General features: G+C 60.9%; 30 protein-coding genes. 21 read left to right on the top strand and 9 right to left on the bottom strand.

Annotation, left to right across the window (positions count from 1 at the left end; all coding sequences use genetic code 11):
* Positions 1-5 precede the first annotated feature (5 nt).
* Genes OC446_RS00745 through OC446_RS00705 form a run of 9 tightly spaced genes read right to left on the bottom strand, consistent with a single transcriptional unit; the run spans position 6 to position 3,670 of the window.
* The gene (locus tag OC446_RS00745) at positions 6-308 is read right to left on the bottom strand and encodes a hypothetical protein (RefSeq protein WP_262027126.1); all 303 of its coding nucleotides are present in this window, start codon (positions 306-308) and stop codon (positions 6-8) included.
* Positions 305-529: a hypothetical protein gene (locus OC446_RS00740; protein WP_262027125.1), complete on the bottom strand. Its 225-nt coding sequence runs from the start codon at positions 527-529 to the stop codon at positions 305-307. The genes OC446_RS00745 and OC446_RS00740 overlap by 4 nt, the downstream gene beginning before the upstream one ends.
* Positions 513-1,112 (bottom strand): hypothetical protein, encoded by a 600-nt coding sequence (locus tag OC446_RS00735; RefSeq protein WP_262027124.1) that lies wholly within the window; start codon positions 1,110-1,112, stop codon positions 513-515. The genes OC446_RS00740 and OC446_RS00735 overlap by 17 nt, the downstream gene beginning before the upstream one ends.
* On the bottom strand, positions 1,075-1,854 hold the full coding sequence (locus tag OC446_RS00730; protein ID WP_262027123.1) for a hypothetical protein: 780 nt from the start codon (positions 1,852-1,854) through the stop codon (positions 1,075-1,077). Before OC446_RS00730 ends, OC446_RS00735 begins: the two co-directional genes overlap by 38 nt.
* Positions 1,851-2,114 carry a hypothetical protein gene (locus OC446_RS00725; RefSeq protein ID WP_262027122.1) on the bottom strand — a complete coding sequence of 88 codons (264 nt, stop codon included), beginning with the start codon at positions 2,112-2,114 and terminating at the stop codon, positions 1,851-1,853. The genes OC446_RS00730 and OC446_RS00725 overlap by 4 nt, the downstream gene beginning before the upstream one ends.
* Complete coding sequence (locus OC446_RS00720; protein ID WP_262027121.1) at positions 2,111-2,596, bottom strand: hypothetical protein; 486 nt, start codon at positions 2,594-2,596, stop codon at positions 2,111-2,113. The genes OC446_RS00725 and OC446_RS00720 overlap by 4 nt, the downstream gene beginning before the upstream one ends.
* Positions 2,597-2,598: 2 nt before the next feature.
* Positions 2,599-2,874 (bottom strand): DUF2312 domain-containing protein, encoded by a 276-nt coding sequence (locus tag OC446_RS00715; RefSeq protein ID WP_262027120.1) that lies wholly within the window; start codon positions 2,872-2,874, stop codon positions 2,599-2,601.
* The gene (locus tag OC446_RS00710; RefSeq protein ID WP_262027119.1) at positions 2,871-3,176 is read right to left on the bottom strand and encodes a hypothetical protein; all 306 of its coding nucleotides are present in this window, start codon (positions 3,174-3,176) and stop codon (positions 2,871-2,873) included. Before OC446_RS00710 ends, OC446_RS00715 begins: the two co-directional genes overlap by 4 nt.
* Positions 3,176-3,670, bottom strand: a complete 495-nt coding sequence (locus OC446_RS00705; protein WP_262027118.1) for a hypothetical protein — start codon at positions 3,668-3,670, stop codon at positions 3,176-3,178. The genes OC446_RS00710 and OC446_RS00705 overlap by 1 nt, the downstream gene beginning before the upstream one ends.
* A gap of 274 nt (positions 3,671-3,944) precedes the next feature.
* Between OC446_RS00705 and OC446_RS00700 the strand changes: the two genes are divergently transcribed.
* The 21 genes from OC446_RS00700 to OC446_RS00600 all read left to right on the top strand — a co-directional run bounded on the left by OC446_RS00700 (position 3,945) and on the right by OC446_RS00600 (position 14,198).
* Positions 3,945-4,952: a helix-turn-helix transcriptional regulator gene (locus tag OC446_RS00700; RefSeq protein ID WP_262027117.1), complete on the top strand. Its 1,008-nt coding sequence runs from the start codon at positions 3,945-3,947 to the stop codon at positions 4,950-4,952.
* Between the two features lie 554 nt (positions 4,953-5,506).
* Positions 5,507-5,704, top strand: a complete 198-nt coding sequence (locus tag OC446_RS00695; protein WP_262027116.1) for a hypothetical protein — start codon at positions 5,507-5,509, stop codon at positions 5,702-5,704.
* 416 nt (positions 5,705-6,120) lie between these two features.
* Entirely contained in the window at positions 6,121-6,249 is a 129-nt protein-coding gene (locus OC446_RS00690) for a hypothetical protein (protein ID WP_262027115.1), read from the top strand.
* A complete protein-coding gene (locus OC446_RS00685) occupies positions 6,246-6,395 on the top strand; it encodes a hypothetical protein (protein WP_262027114.1) in 150 nt (49 codons plus the stop codon). Before OC446_RS00690 ends, OC446_RS00685 begins: the two co-directional genes overlap by 4 nt.
* On the top strand, positions 6,392-6,655 hold the full coding sequence (locus OC446_RS00680; RefSeq protein ID WP_262027113.1) for a hypothetical protein: 264 nt from the start codon (positions 6,392-6,394) through the stop codon (positions 6,653-6,655). The genes OC446_RS00685 and OC446_RS00680 overlap by 4 nt, the downstream gene beginning before the upstream one ends.
* Before the next feature lies 1 nt (position 6,656).
* Positions 6,657-7,412: an ERF family protein gene (locus OC446_RS00675; protein ID WP_262027112.1), complete on the top strand. Its 756-nt coding sequence runs from the start codon at positions 6,657-6,659 to the stop codon at positions 7,410-7,412.
* A gap of 2 nt (positions 7,413-7,414) precedes the next feature.
* Positions 7,415-8,047 (top strand): lambda exonuclease family protein, encoded by a 633-nt coding sequence (locus OC446_RS00670; protein ID WP_262027111.1) that lies wholly within the window; start codon positions 7,415-7,417, stop codon positions 8,045-8,047.
* A complete protein-coding gene (locus OC446_RS00665) occupies positions 8,044-8,559 on the top strand; it encodes a hypothetical protein (protein WP_262027110.1) in 516 nt (171 codons plus the stop codon). The genes OC446_RS00670 and OC446_RS00665 overlap by 4 nt, the downstream gene beginning before the upstream one ends.
* The gene (locus OC446_RS00660) at positions 8,559-8,951 is read left to right on the top strand and encodes an HNH endonuclease (protein WP_262027109.1); all 393 of its coding nucleotides are present in this window, start codon (positions 8,559-8,561) and stop codon (positions 8,949-8,951) included. Before OC446_RS00665 ends, OC446_RS00660 begins: the two co-directional genes overlap by 1 nt.
* Before the next feature lie 178 nt (positions 8,952-9,129).
* The gene (locus OC446_RS00655) at positions 9,130-9,639 is read left to right on the top strand and encodes a phage N-6-adenine-methyltransferase (protein WP_262027108.1); all 510 of its coding nucleotides are present in this window, start codon (positions 9,130-9,132) and stop codon (positions 9,637-9,639) included.
* Positions 9,636-10,184, top strand: a complete 549-nt coding sequence (locus OC446_RS00650; RefSeq protein WP_262027107.1) for a hypothetical protein — start codon at positions 9,636-9,638, stop codon at positions 10,182-10,184. The genes OC446_RS00655 and OC446_RS00650 overlap by 4 nt, the downstream gene beginning before the upstream one ends.
* A complete protein-coding gene (locus tag OC446_RS00645) occupies positions 10,177-10,656 on the top strand; it encodes a hypothetical protein (protein WP_262027106.1) in 480 nt (159 codons plus the stop codon). The genes OC446_RS00650 and OC446_RS00645 overlap by 8 nt, the downstream gene beginning before the upstream one ends.
* Positions 10,653-10,865 (top strand): hypothetical protein, encoded by a 213-nt coding sequence (locus tag OC446_RS00640; RefSeq protein WP_262027105.1) that lies wholly within the window; start codon positions 10,653-10,655, stop codon positions 10,863-10,865. The genes OC446_RS00645 and OC446_RS00640 overlap by 4 nt, the downstream gene beginning before the upstream one ends.
* Positions 10,862-11,320, top strand: coding sequence for a hypothetical protein (locus OC446_RS00635; RefSeq protein ID WP_262027104.1), 459 nt, complete (start codon positions 10,862-10,864; stop codon positions 11,318-11,320). The genes OC446_RS00640 and OC446_RS00635 overlap by 4 nt, the downstream gene beginning before the upstream one ends.
* A complete protein-coding gene (locus OC446_RS00630) occupies positions 11,317-11,604 on the top strand; it encodes a DUF3850 domain-containing protein (RefSeq protein WP_262027103.1) in 288 nt (95 codons plus the stop codon). The genes OC446_RS00635 and OC446_RS00630 overlap by 4 nt, the downstream gene beginning before the upstream one ends.
* Complete coding sequence (locus OC446_RS00625; RefSeq protein ID WP_262027102.1) at positions 11,597-11,830, top strand: hypothetical protein; 234 nt, start codon at positions 11,597-11,599, stop codon at positions 11,828-11,830. Before OC446_RS00630 ends, OC446_RS00625 begins: the two co-directional genes overlap by 8 nt.
* A complete protein-coding gene (locus tag OC446_RS00620; RefSeq protein ID WP_262027101.1) occupies positions 11,820-12,074 on the top strand; it encodes a hypothetical protein in 255 nt (84 codons plus the stop codon). The genes OC446_RS00625 and OC446_RS00620 overlap by 11 nt, the downstream gene beginning before the upstream one ends.
* On the top strand, positions 12,074-12,595 hold the full coding sequence (locus OC446_RS00615) for a hypothetical protein (protein WP_262027100.1): 522 nt from the start codon (positions 12,074-12,076) through the stop codon (positions 12,593-12,595). The genes OC446_RS00620 and OC446_RS00615 overlap by 1 nt, the downstream gene beginning before the upstream one ends.
* Positions 12,596-12,811: a hypothetical protein gene (locus OC446_RS00610; RefSeq protein WP_262027099.1), complete on the top strand. Its 216-nt coding sequence runs from the start codon at positions 12,596-12,598 to the stop codon at positions 12,809-12,811. It begins immediately after the preceding gene.
* Between the two features lie 78 nt (positions 12,812-12,889).
* Complete coding sequence (locus OC446_RS00605; protein ID WP_262027098.1) at positions 12,890-13,129, top strand: helix-turn-helix transcriptional regulator; 240 nt, start codon at positions 12,890-12,892, stop codon at positions 13,127-13,129.
* Positions 13,113-14,198, top strand: coding sequence for a tyrosine-type recombinase/integrase (locus OC446_RS00600; protein ID WP_262027097.1), 1,086 nt, complete (start codon positions 13,113-13,115; stop codon positions 14,196-14,198). Before OC446_RS00605 ends, OC446_RS00600 begins: the two co-directional genes overlap by 17 nt.
* Positions 14,199-14,424: the final 226 nt, after the last annotated feature.

Genomic DNA, 14,424 nt, shown 5'->3' with positions numbered 1-14,424 from the left:
GATCCTCATGACCGGGCCCCGTTGTGAAGGGCGTAATGGATGGCGCCATAGGTGACGCCCAGACGGGCAGCCGCCTCGCGGTAGGTCATGCCTCGCCCATCAACGAGAGCGGCGGCCTTCCGCCAGTCGAAGCTCTGCTTGCGGCCCATTGGCGGCTTGTTCGGCAGATCCAGATCGCGGACGTGATAGCGGACTGCGTTGTCCGTCACCCCGTAGTGGATCGCTAGATCCGTGATGCTCTCGCCGCGGAGGGCTGCGCGCCGGATGTGAGAGACCGCGCGGGCGGTAAGCTTGTTTGGCTCGCTCATGCTGCTTGCTCGTTCTTCTTGATGCCGAGGATTTTGGTGAGGGCGGGGCTGATTTGGACTGAGCCCCATCCTTCGGACTTGATGCGGGCGAGAGCGACTTGAGGGTCTTCAGGCGGGGCCTTCTGTTCCCTGGTAGCCATCTGGGGGCGGATCACCTCTTCCCAGTGCTTCACGGCCTTCGCCCTCTGCTCGGTGGTGGCTTCGTCACTGGGCTGCTGCACGTTCCGTCTCCTGCAATTCGCGAAGCCCTGCGAGGATGCCCTTGCCTGGGCTGTTGAGGATCTGATCCTTGCGGGCCTGCTCTTCAGGCGTCTCAGGCCGGCGCTTCAGGCTTCCAGGACCGCGATCCTCGGGGCTGACGCCCTCCGCGATGCTCCGGATGACCGTCTCCAGGCGCTGCCGTCGCTCCTGCATCTCGGCCTCGCTCGGCGGGCGATAGGCTTCCGCGTCGAGAACCATTTGCAGCCCGATGCGCTGGCCCATGGCGGCCATGGTGAGGTTCTTGGCGCAGTCATGCAGGACGCGCTCCGGAGGCGGGAACGAGGCGTCATACTCGCGGCCGATCTCGCCCTTGAGCCAGCGGGCGTAAGCCTCCCGAACAGCCCAAGCGGGGAAGTCCCGCAGGACAATCCGGTAGCCCTCGACACGCGCCCGCATCATCTCGTCGTCCTGGCGCGCGGTCATGTAGCGAAGCATCAGGGCGCCAATGGTCGCGTCGATCTCCTTGACCGGACCCGGCTGGGCCATCAGGTCGAGTTCTGCGACCCTACGCTCGATAAACGCCCGCTGCGTCGGGTTCGGCATCGAGGAAGCCGGAAGCGTGACGACCTTTCGGCCATGCGGCCCGATCCGATACGCGTCGTTCTTCCGCTGGGTCATCGCCTCCGTGTTCATCGTCGTAGCCCATGATGGCAGCGAGGCGAGATCCGGAGCTGCGGTGCTGAGCGGCGGAATGGGTTCGACCGTTGCGATTGCCTTGGTGGTCATTTTGGGGGCCTCGGGAGTTGAGCATCACGCTTCGGGCGTAGCTGAAGGGGTCGCGGGTTCCGGCATGCAGGGCGGCGTCGATGCCCTGCTTCACCACGTCGGGGGGATGGTCTTTCAGCGCCTTGCCGATCCACTTGCCGACAGCCGTCTCGGATTTTCCCGAGAGGTCGGACAGGGCGGCTTTCGAATTCCAGATTTGGTCGTTGATCGAAACTTCTGCCGGGTCGCTGACGGCAGGCAGCGCCGATGCGTCAGCATCGGAACTGGGGGAGGTAGGAGGGGGGTTAGAGTTATTATCATTGGGGGGAACCTTGGAGGGGGTGTCACGCTCCGTCACGCCCTGTAACGCGTTGTCACGCGTGACATGCGTGACAGGCTTGCGATCACGCTCTCTCTTCCGGCGCTGGCGCTCGGTTGCCTGCTCTCTCTTCGCTGCGCGGCGGGCTTCATCAGCGGCAGCCTGGGCAGCAAGTTGAGCCTTCACGAGGGCTGCCATTTGCTCAGCCGTCAGACCAGCAGCAACCATGGCGTCGATCATCTCGGGTGACAGTCCGCTCATGCTGCACCTCGCTTGCTGGCGACGAATGCGCGGACCTCTTCCTCGTTGGCCTTCAGCCAGCGGAGAGTTTCGACGGCGGCCTCAAGAGCCGGCTGCGACTTGAGGGTGTTCATGCGATCAAGCTCGATCGTCTGCCGCTCGTTGTCCTTGAGCTTGGGGCTCATCAGTCGACGCTCTGAGGCGTCGAGGAAGCCGCGCCGAGACAGCATGTCGGAGGCAACCGCACTGATCTGCTGATCGAGGCTCGGCTTCTCGCTCATTCGGCGGCTCCCAGGCGGAAGTCGGCGTACATGGTCTCGGCGGCATAGCGGGCGATCAGGGCGGCCTCGGCGCGCCCGTGATCCTTCTTGCGAGAGAAGCACGTGGCAGCCGGCCAGAGACGGGTTGCAAGCGCCCTCGCCTCTTCCTTGTCAGACGACAGGCGGAAGTGCTTCTTCCACTTGCCAGGGGTGACGAGGTGCATGGGGATGAAAGCGGCCCCAATCACGCCACGGACCAGACCGTAGGCAACGCCGAACTTAAAGGTGGAGGAGACGCCCTGCTTCGGCATGGCGCCGACGAGTTCGACCATCGCAACCGAGGGCCGGGCCTCTTCCAAGCGCCGGGCAAGGGCGGCCGGATTGATCGCGCCGTCAACGGTCGGAACGTCTTCGGCAATGATCGTGTGCGGAGCGGAGGGCCAGTACAGGGCGATTGCGCCCGAGGAGCCTGGATCCACGCCGAGAATGCAGATCTCGCTCATGCTCAGCCCTCACGCGTATGCGTATGCGCGTGAGGCGCGTTCGTGTAGGCGTCGAGATACAGATCGAACAACGACGAGCGCTCGGCCTGCTTCTCAGGGTTTTTCGCCTGCTTGCGGAGATGCGTGACGAGATCGCCCAAAGCAGTCTTGTCCAGGCCGTTGCCCTTGGCCTCGGCGTAAATATATTTGATGTCAGCCTTCAGCGTGTCCTCTTCCTCCTTGATGCGGAGAATGCGGTCCACGTAGGAGCGGATTAGATCGGGGGCCATGTCGCTCATGCAGCGCTCCTGCCAGTCTTGAGAGTGCGGTAGACGGCGGAATGTGCGCAGCCGAGGCGCTTGCCGATCCCGCGGTAGGTGAGGCCCTGGTCGAAGAGCGCCTTGCAGACGTTGAAGGCGATCTTCTTCTTGCCGCCCCGCTTGAGAGGACCGAACGGAAGCTGGATGCCCTGCACGTGGCGGTGAATGGTGCCCCTGCCCCGCACCTTCGTGAGCGCAGCAACTTCACTGATGCTGTGTCCCTTGGCGCGAAGGGTCTTGATGGTGGCAATCGTGTCGGCGGAAAGCGGCAGGCCTGGCATCAGCGTCCACCCTTCGCAGCGCGGGCCTTTGCAGCCTCTGTGAACTCATGCACCTCAGCGCCAGCCCTTAGACCAACAGCGGCGAGGCCCTCGGCTTCCTTGGGAGTGATCACGCCGTCCTTTGCGGCCTCGTAGAATGCCGACGCCATCTGACCAACCGCACCGATTGCTTCGACGGCCGCCGTGTCGAGAACAGGGAGCGGGTTCTCAACGGCCGCCTTCGGAACGGCGACGAAGCCAAGCGCGTCGGCATAGGCCATCAGGAACTCAGGGCGCCCGCCAGCGTCGACGACCGCCTTCTCGATCTCGTACATGATGTCGATCGGCGTGAAGACGCTCTCGTGCACCTGCCCGTAGCGCGACAGGAGCGACGCGCTGCCCCGGGTGATGTCCGCGCGTTCGACCGCCGAGACGCCGCCGAGGGTGTCGAGCAGCATGCGCCAGGCGGCTTTGAAGCCTGAGAATGGGAGGATGCGACCGCGATCTTGGGCCATGCGAGCGTTCCGTAACTGTTCTAGTTTCGATTGAAGATGAAATTCCCACCCAGACCGGCGATAACGGTAGGCGTGGAAGCGGGGGCTGAAACGAAAGCGCGGGCGGCTAAAGGATTGGCGTTTGAGCCGCCCGCGCTCTTCTCATCGGCAGCAAGGGAGGCGGTGCCGATGGAAGGGGAAAGGGACTGGAAAGAGCTCAAGCGGCCCTCTCCGTATTAGCCGTGGTCCCAGGCTCGTTGGCAGCGCTATCCTGATGCGGGGCAGAGGGACGAGCATGGGCAGCTACAAGCACCGCATAGGAGATCCCCTTGATGCGCCGCTTTTTGGCGGCATCCACCAGGGCTGGCCAGTGCTTCACTGGGATGGAGCCTCGGTGCTTCATCACCGTGGCATGGCTTTCCCGCTTCAGTCCGAGATCTCTGGCCAGTTCCGAAGCGGATGGCCACAAGGCGATGATGTCGTGAACAGTGCTCATACAGAACTAATACAATCTGTATTAGTCGAAGTCAACACCCATAGTAAGAATGATTTCGATACAACGGGTGTTATGAAAACACGTGGGGAACGCCTCCGGTGGGCGAGGCAACAAGCGGGGTATCGGTCGGCTCTAGCCGTATCGAAGGAACTCGGGATTCCCTATTCGACGTACAATACCCACGAACGAGCTGGCGAACCTGGCGGCCGTGATTTCACCCCAGAGCAAGCGGAAAGCTATGCCCGGAAGTTCCGCGTAGCCCATGCCTGGCTACTGACGGGGAAAGGCGACCCGAAGGCGGGCGGCGACCAAGTGCCACCTCAACTCCGCCCGGTCGATATGTCAGTGACGCAGTACGTTGTGGCTGGCTCCGTCGCGGCGGGGACCTTCCGCGAGGTTGCTGAATTCTTTGATGAGGAGCCGCCAAAGATTAGCGCTCCTGTTGATATGAAGTACCCGGACGCCCGCCATATGGCCTTCATCATCGAAGGCGACAGCATGAACAAGGCCAAGCCCCCCATGTTCGAGGGAGGCTATGTCCTCTGCGTCGATTATGAGGATCTGGAGAACCGCGTCCCTTTGCGGGACGGAATGAAAGTCGTCATTGAGCGTACAAAAGACGGCGGGCAGCTCCGCGAATGGTCGGTCAAAGAAGTTGAGCTCTACGAGGACCGGGTTGAGTTTCATCCCCGCTCCGACAACCCCAAGCATCGAGCTATCGTCGTGCCGAGAGACTTTCAACCGGATGACGGAACTGAGGTGAAAATCCTCGGCTTGGTCCGAAGCGTTCACTACCCTGCCGACTAATAGGGAACGTCGATCCATTCGACCTTCACTCCCGTAATCGTCCCAATCGGGCACTCACATTTCCCGCAAAGAAAAGCCTGCTTCGCCAGCAGGCCGCTCTCAATCAGATCATCCTCTGTCGTGATGTGAGATGGCACGGCCTGAAGGTATCGAGCGGAGGGACGCTGGCAATTGTAGCACGTGAGGAATAGCTGGAAGCGAGGCACTTCGCTTCGGCAATCATCCCCATACTCTGGAATCATCTGGCTCGACATCCGGGTCTCCTGTTCGCCCCGGTAAGCTGTCGCGCATTCTGGAACAAAGCAAGAACATGCCCCTGTGGATATCGGGGACTGTCACGTCTTTTAATCCTAAGTCACTGATCTCTCGCGCTAATACTTTTTGTAAAAATAACGCTTGACGTGTCACTAATACAGTTTGTATGAATAATCATCCAACGCCAATCGGATGACCCTTCATGCCCCTCCTCAAATCCATTGCCGCTACTGTTGGTGAGTTAGCCTGCCTCGGTATGTTCGCCGGGGCCGTGGCCCTCTGGTCGATGGTGGCCTGAGATGCGCCAGCGCTCCATCAATTTCGCTGCCGCGATGCGCGATATGCGCACCTACCGCAGCCCCGAGCAGATGCTCATCCGCGAAATGCTGGAGGTCCTGAAGGTCGTTGAGACCGACGTGCAGTGGCACGACGGCAGCCCGACGCTTCGCATGATCCGCAAGGTCATCGGCAAGGCGAAGGGGCACACCAATGGCTGATGTGATCTCCTTCCCCGCGAAGAGCCGCCCACGTCTCGTCTGCTCAGAGGTAATCCAGCAGGTGGCGCAGGATGTCGCCTTCCTAAACAGCGTACTTCAGCGCGGGGCAACCATCTCCTGCCCGACCTGCGAGGGCCGCGGTCACTTCGTCTACAAAGATCGGAATACGGGCCTTCTCGACTCTGCCCCCTGTCCTTGTGGCGGCACGGATGAAGACCGGCTCTCTCCTGATTTCGGAGGGGCTGCGTGATGCCGCACTTCTCCAAGGAAGAGCGCCAGGTGCTCATCCCAGCTGTGCATGCATTCGCTGAGCACTCGCCCGACCCAAAGGTTCGCGGCCTGTTCAAGAGGATCCTCAAGCGCCTTGAGGCCTCCGACCGCCACCACGCCAAGAAAGACGCCGAAGGGAGGAAGCAATGAGCCTCTCCAACTCTCGCTGCAAGGCCTACTGCCAACGTGTCGAGCAAGCCCTTTGGGTTCTCATGGCTCTCGTGATCTTCGGCCTCTGGTGCTTCTCCATCTTCAAGCTCGTGGAGGTCCTATGAAGCGCGTCCCGATCACCCTCAAGTGGCGTGGCCCCGAAACCAAGCGCGCTTCGCGCATCAAGGCGGACAAGACCGCTCAACTCTCTCGCGAATGCGGCTGGCAAAAGCCGCTCGTCAAAGTGGCGGGCAAGGAGAACCAGCGATGACAATCATCACCGCCTTTGAGCAGCAGGCGCGGGAGATCCTGCACAAGACGGAGCAGTTCCTTCGGTGCACTGAGATTGCATGCGCCTATGCGGCCGGAACCATGAACTCCCCCGGCGCCGAGGAGGGCAAGCTCCTCCTAGCAGCCGCCAACCTGGAGACCTCCGCCAGGAACCTTCGGCAACTCTGCACAGGCGTCCACGCCATGCGGCAGCAAGCCGAAACCGCTCAATCACTCCCCGTTCTCACTGTCGGAGCCTGAAATGCCCCAGACCCAAGTATCCACCGTCTCCGAGGCGGAAGTCATGGACCGGCTGCCGCAGCCGATTTCCGAAAGCGCGACCATCCTTCAGGTAATCGAGCGCGCCGCCCTGAACCCGAATGTCGATATCGACAAGATGGAGCGTCTGCTCGAGATGCAGCAGCGCATTGTCAGCCGCAATGCCCAAGCCGACTTTGCCGCGGCACTGGCTGACATGCAGGCTGAACTCCCGGTCATCAAGGAGCGCGGGAAGAACGCGAATACCGGCAGCCGGTATGCCCTCTGGGAAGACGTGAACGAGCAGATCAGACCCATCCTCGGCAAGCACGGCTTCTCCATCTCATTCCGGACAAAGACGGAGGGTGACTTCGTGGCCGTGACGGGCGTCCTGACCCATCGGGGCGGCCATTCCGAGGAAACGACCTTCAGTCTCCCTGTCGACAAAGGGCCCGGCCGGAACCTCGTGCAGGCTCACGGCTCGTCTATCTCCTACGGCAAGCGATACACGGCCGCCGCCCTCCTGAACCTGACCAGCCGGGGCGAGGATGACGACGGCAACGGGGCCGGCGCTCCTGCGGCCATCAGCGAGGAGCAGGTTCTGCAGCTGCGCGAACTGATCGAGTCGGTGGAAGCCGATGAGGCCAAGTTCTGCAAGTTCCTCAAGGTCGATAGCCTCGCAGCCCTGCCGGCGAAGAAGTTCGACACCGCCGTCAAAGAGCTTCAGGCCTTCGGCCGCAACAACGGCAAGAGGGTCTGACCATGGATGAGATACTCCAAGGCACACCCGAATGGTTCGCCGCTCGCCTCGGCAAGGTCACGGCCTCGCGCGTGGCGGATGTGATCGCCAAGACCAAGACCGGGTGGGGCGCATCTCGAGCAAACTACATGGCCGAACTGGTCGCGGAGCGGCTGACCGGCGCCAGCGCCGACAAGTTCAGCAATGCGGCCATGCAATGGGGTACGGAGCAAGAGCCGGAAGCACGTGCCGCCTATGAGTTTCGCGTCGGCGTCGACGTGGTTCAGGTCGGCTTCGTACCCCATCCTAGTATCCTGATGAGCGGGGCAAGCCCTGACGGGCTGATCGGAGAGGATGGGCTTGTCGAGATCAAGTGCCCGAACACCGCTACCCACATCGACACGCTCATCAGTCAGACAATCCCCGGCAAGTATGTCACGCAGATGCTCTGGCAGATGGCTTGCACCGGCCGTCAGTGGTGCGACTTCATCTCGTACGATCCGCGCCTTCCGCCGTCCATGCGTCTCTTCACGAAGAGGCTGGAGCGGGACGAGCCTCGCATCAAGGAACTTGAGAAGGACGTGTCCGAGTTCCTCGCCGAGGTTGAGCACAAGGTCAGCCAGCTCATGAGTCTCTATGAGCAGGAAGCGGCATGAGCACGGCCCCGATCGTCTTCCAGTGGTCAGGAGACGCGATGGTCCCGCATCATCGCTTCCAGCGGGAGTGTGATGCCTCGTTCGTAGTCGGGGAGAGCTACCGGCTTGCCGTGCAGGAACATCGTTCCCAGGCGAACCATAACCACTACTTCGCGGCCATCAACGAAGCATGGATGAACCTGCCGGAAGTCCTGGCTGAGCGGTTCCCCACATCTGAGCACCTCCGCAAGTACGCCCTTATCAAGGCTGGCTACCGCGATGAGCGCACCTTCCCGTGCGCATCAAAGGCAGAGGCGCAGCGTCTGGCGGCCTTTATCAGGCCCATGGATGACTTCGCCATCGTCACTACAGCGGAGGCCGTGGTCACCGTCTGGACGGCAAAGAGCCAATCGAAAGCAGCGATGGGCAAGCAGGTCTTTCAGGAAAGCAAGAACAAGGTTCTCGACGTGCTGGCCGAGATGATCGGCATTCAGCCTGAGACGCTGACGCGGAATGTCGGGAGGGCTGCCTAATGGCCTTCATTCACGAGGATGTCGGCACGACCAAGCGCAAGAAGATGACCAAGAGCCGCGCCCTCAAGATCTGGGAGGCTCACAAGGGCATCTGCGTCACCTGCAAGCAGGCCATCGACGCCACCCGCGAGGATTGGTTCGTTGAGCACATTATCGCCTTGGAACTCGGCGGCAAGGACGAAGACCCGAATTGTGGCCCCGCTCATCTGAGCTGCAAGAAGGACAAGGACGCAGCCGATCACAGGGCCGCAGCCCAGGCCAAACGGCGGAAGCAGCACCAGCTCGGCATCAAAGATCCAAGCCGGAAGCGCATTCCCCAACCTCCCCGCGCTCCCAAGAAACCCAGCCGGGAAATGCCGGCCCGTCGATCCCTCTACAAGGACGCATCCTAATGCCATCCGATACATTGGCCTCCCCCATGAATGATACTCATGGAATGGATCAGGGCGCATCCCTGACGGGAACGGGCTCTTGTCGTGCCGATCAAGACGCCTCCGGCGTCTTGCCCCTTACGGGCTGCGATCCCTTGCGCGGGGAAGCGTCTCACCCGGCTACCACGGAGGTGCTGCCGTGAGCTATTGGGATACCCCCGGCAAATCCGATGAATGGTACACCCCGGCTTACATCTTCGAAGCACTCGGATGCCGCTTCGATTTGGATGTCGCACATCCGAAAGATGCTCAGACGTTTGTCCCTGCCGACCGGTTCCTTTGCGAGGACAGCCTATCGCAAGAGTGGAGCGGATTTGTTTGGATGAACCCGCCCTTCGGTGGCCGCAACGCTCTGGAGCCGTGGCTAGACAAGTTCTTCGCTCATGGCAATGGCATCGCCCTTACGCCGGATCGCACCTCCGCACCATGGTTTCGATCCGCCTGGGTCCGCTCGGACGCAGTGCTCTTCATGCCGAAGGTCCGGTTCATCCGGCCTGATGGAACAGCGGGCAAATCGCCATCCAATGGAACATCTCTCTTTGCTGCTGGAGACCGCGCGGCGGCAGCACTTTCGCGTGCAGCTCGGAAAGGTCTTGGCATCCTCGGAATGCCGCTCCCGTCATCCCCAGTTCTTGAGGCAGCAGAATGAACCATAACCCATGCGTCAGCGATCAGCGCTGCGAAGCAGTCAAGACCGAAGGGCTTGATCCGAAGGACGCGAGCGCGGTCGGCATTCATGCCGAGACGCCCAATCACACTCCCCAAAATCCCCCTCCCACAGGAGAAGGAAAGGATCTGGTGGAGAGGCTGGCACAAGAGATCCAAGGCATTGCCGAGCAGTGGAAAGGCGCGAACGGCGGCATCTACGCGATCCGCGCGATGTCTCTTGATCTGGCCCGCGTCCTCTCCTCCCGTATCACTACACTAGAGGGAGAGAACGAGAAGCTCGAACGGGCTGTTGCCGCTCAAATCCAGCGGGGCAACGCATGGCGCACGGACAGCGAGATTGCGAACCGCCGCATCGCCTCCCTCACCACCACCCTTGAGGAGGTGACCAACATCCTAGACACCTTCGGCAACCTACCCGACGCCTTGATGTCCCCGGAGGCGTGGCGTCTGCACGATGCAGAAGGGGCAATTGCCCGCGCCCGCTCCGCTCTCCATCAGCCCAACAAGGAGGAGAGCCATGGCTAACCATTGCATTGATTGTGACTACTGCGGCGAGGACATGAGGAGCACGACCATGCGCATGTGCAAGAGCCATGAGGAGGCAAAGGATTGCTACCTCTTCAAGCGCATGAACGATGAGCCATTGTCGGACTCATCGACAAACCCTTCAACGACATTCGCCTTCGACGCGGCGACAGGCAAGCCGGTTGTGCCTGTCACGATTGTTCCCAATAGCGGGGCGGCTCAGTATCTCCGCCCCGAGGTTCTGGCCTTCGCCCACCTCATGGAGCAGCAGCTTCGCGCCAACGACCACAAGCCGGGGTGGAAGAACGACCGGCCTAAGCCGCTGGTCGACAGGCTCCGCGAGGAGACAGAAGAACTCATCGTGGCCATCCTTGATCATGGGCCTGAGCAGATCGGTAAGGAAGCCGCCGACGTGGCGAACTTCGCGCTCATGATCGCGGACGTGTGCGGGTGCTTGGGGGAGACGAAATGAACAACGTTATGGATCGTCTGTATCTGGAATTGGCCAACGTCGTCAGCCCCGAAACGAAAACGGCCCGTGAGTTGGCGCTTGAGGCCGAGAATGAACGGCTGCGAAAGGCGTTGGAGGCGGCTGACAGGGCGCTCTCCTTGCACGGTATCACCACCATAACCGAGCCGCGCCCTCAGATTTACGACGCCCTCAAGGGAGAGAAGACATGAGCATGCTGGACGCCCACTCAACCCAGATCCGGGATCTGGAACGTGACAACAAGCAGCTGCGCAAATCCCTGGAGGAGTCCCATAAGATAATCCGAGCTTATGAAGACGCGCGGCACGAATGGGGCGGCCAACAGTACGTCGAGGCCATCGCGAAGCTGCTCTGGCATCGCTTTGCACCCGCTCAACACATCGGCTGGGAGGATGAGCCTAACAAGGCTGAGTATCGCCTAGCGGCAGCCGACGCATTGGCCGTCGTGGCCGGGAAGATAGAAGTGTTGCCTGTCCGCTCCGCTCTCCATCAGCCCAACAAGGAGGACAACGCACCCTGCGCCTGGGCGGGTGGCAATGACACGAACTACTGCCGCATCTGCGGCCAGGAATACGACTACCGCACAGCAGAGCGCCCGCCATGCCCTCGCGCTCTCCATCAGCCCAACAAGGAGGAGAGCCGATGAGCTGCGTCCACGAACTCAAGACACTTGCGCCCTATTGGGACGCGGTAGAGCGGGGCGAAAAGACCTTTGAGGTTCGCCGCGATGATCGCGGGTTCCAGAAGGGGGATGTCCTCAAGCTCTACCGGATGGACGAGCACAACAACATTGCGTGGAAGACCGGACGCATGATCGAGCGTCAGGTGTCCTACGTCCTGACGGGCGGTCAATACGGCATCGAACCGGGCTTCGTCGTTATGGGACTGTCGTCCACCCTCACCCACACCAAGGGAAAAGACAATGACTAAGACGCTCAGACCCTACGACGTTACCGATACGGCACGGTTTCTCCAGATGGAGAGCGATAACCACCCGCAGGAATTCGGGCACTGGTCCATCCTACACAACGGCGATCATGTCAGCCTGCACGGGCCTGATGGTGGGTGGATCGAGATACCCCGCGATCAATTCAACGCCATCGTAGATTGGTACATGGCCCCGCAACCGCTGAAGGGAAAAGACAATGCAGACTGAGACCGCGATCAGGGAGGCACTGGAGGCTGTCGTCAACGACGCTGTTGTGATCCTCCAAGGCAAGGCCATAAAGGAATACGCCATTAGCGTTGAAACACTTCGGAAGGTCGAAGCCACCCTCTCCCAATTAAGCGGAGAGCGGGAATTTGATGTGCCCTCCGTCGCCTCTGATGAGGCTCCTAGGGAAAGCTCGATGGCAGGCGCAGCCAGTCGCTATGTCGCGCCGCCTAAGGGAGACAAGTAATGGACGACCTTTTCGCATCATCGGCTCTGCCTCCAGAGCGAAAGCACTACGACTTCTGGAGCATACATGCTCGCGAGAAGCTCGGGCTGCCGGACGACTGGCGCTGGTATCGGCTCGAAGCCAAGGGCGAGAACATCACCGTTGTGACCGGCGCGGTCTGCCATGAGGTCTACAAGGCCGGTAAGCATAAGGGACAGATCAACTGGGCAAAGCGGGACAAGGAAACGGACATTCCCGTACCGATCCGCAGGGACGAGCATAAGGCTTGGCTCCTGTCGTGGGAGTGCCGCTCGGGCGAGTGCCACGTCTGTCACGGCAATGGACAGCAAAGCGTCGGCTGGTCCCTCAAGGACGGCAGCAAATACCGGACCTGCACTCGCTGCAACGGCACAGGCGCCAGCGTCAGCGATGGAAGCCCCGAAGGGGTCAAGACCGGAACGGGCTTGATCGAAGACGACAGCGCGGCTGCGAAGCAGGACGCCCTTTCCACCCTTTCCAATCCCCTCCCCAAAGGTGAATAGATGAGCGCTCCAGCGATCAAATCAGATTTCGCCCTATTGGACGTTTTGGGAAAGAAGGCTTCGGAAGCCCTACTCCGCAGGATCAAGAAGAATGGGCCGGTCGATATCGTCATTCGTGGGCGGATCACGGGCGAGTTTGGCGGCTTCGACGGAGTCAGCCAGGAGTTCGAGGTTCAGGTTGCTCACCTCGATCTGTCGCCAAGCCCAAAGTCCTAACCCCCTAACCCACAACCCTTCTAGCGCAGAGCCTGAAGAGATCTGCGCCTTACCTACGGTCATGGATGATTGAGGAAGATGATGGGACAGGCACAGGTAAAGCCACCCGCAAAACGACTGCTCACCCGGGCAGAGGCCGCCGCCTATTGCGGCCTTGGTTCCTCCCTGCCTCCGGTGCGGCCAAAGCGCATTCGTCCCGGCAAGCAGGGGCTCCGCTACGACGTGCGGGATCTGGACGCCTGGATCGACAACCTAGACCGCACCGATGAAGCGGACGCTAACGATTGGCTGAACAGGCTCGATGACAAGGAAGATTAAGGTCCCGGGGATCAAGGCGTATGTGTCGAAGGGGACCGCCTACGCCTATGACCGGATCACGGGCACACGCCTGACCCCTCCCCACGCCATGTACTCCGAGGAATGGTTTGCGGCACTCAATGCCGCCCGTGCCAAGGTGAAGCCCATTAAGGAGAAGCCCGGTACATGGGGCGGCCTTGTGGTCCTCTACCGGGAGAGCGCCCGCTTCAGCGACTTGGCTCCGCGCACCAAGGCCGATTACCTGAAGGTCCTGGACTGGACGAAGCCGCTCCACGACATGCCGCTGGAGAAGTGGACGCGCGGTTTTGTGGCCGGGCTTCGGGACAAGGCCAAACTGAAGAAAGGCCGGCGCTTCGCCAACTATGTGCTCAGCGTCGTATCCGTGGTCTTCGAGGTCGGCATGGAGCGGGAATTCGAAGGGATCGACATCAACCCAGCCGCCAAGATGAAGAAGATCCGCAAGCCCAAGACCGAGCCGAGGGCGAACCGGCCTTGGGCGCCGGAGGAATGGGACGCTGTGCTTGAGGCGGCGCCGGATCATCTGAAGGCCCCGATCCTGCTCGGCGGCATTCTGGGCTACCGGCAAGGCGAGATCCTGTCCGCCCCTCGCACCTCCTACAACCCGAAGACCGGAATGCTGACCCGCATCTCGGCCAAGAGCGGCAAGGAGGTCAAGGTGAAGGCACCGAAGGCGATTGCGGCGGCCCTGGGCGCCCTGCCATCGCACGAGGAGAAAACGCTTTTCGTCAACTCGCGGGGCAAGCCGTGGACCGAGGACGGCTTCCGGTCGGTGTTCTTCAAGGTCATCCGCAAGCTGGAGGCGGCGGGCAAGGTGGACGCCGGACTGACCTTCCACGGGCTGCGCCACACGGCAGCGACCAAGATGCGCCAGCTCGGGTTCGACACCCGCACGATTGCCGACATGCTGGGGCAGGAGACAGAGGGGATGGCAAGTCATTACTCGCGCCAGGCCGACCTCGTTCCGAAGCTGCAAGGTGTCGTCGAAAAGCTGGATCAGGAAACGCAGGAAAAGGAGGCTAAATCGTTAGAAAAGATTGAAAATTCCTGAATAGTTCTGTAGCATGTTAGACATGAAAGAGAGAGGTTAAATGCTTACAACTACTGTAAAAACATCTGCCTCTGACTCCGTTAGTCTTGGTTCGAATCCAGGTCCCCCAGCCAAACTAAAGACTTGAAAAACAAAGATTTATTTTTGCTGTGTCACACGCACTTGCGGTTGTGTCACGCTGGTGTCACCGCTCCGCACAGCCTCGATCCTGCGCTGGAAACGTCGG

The sequence above is a fragment of the Microvirga sp. Mcv34 genome, assembly GCF_024519725.1.
Taxonomy (GTDB): domain Bacteria; phylum Pseudomonadota; class Alphaproteobacteria; order Rhizobiales; family Beijerinckiaceae; genus Microvirga.
Note: the sequence above shows the minus strand (reverse complement) of the source record. Positions and strands in the feature narration are given on the sequence as shown.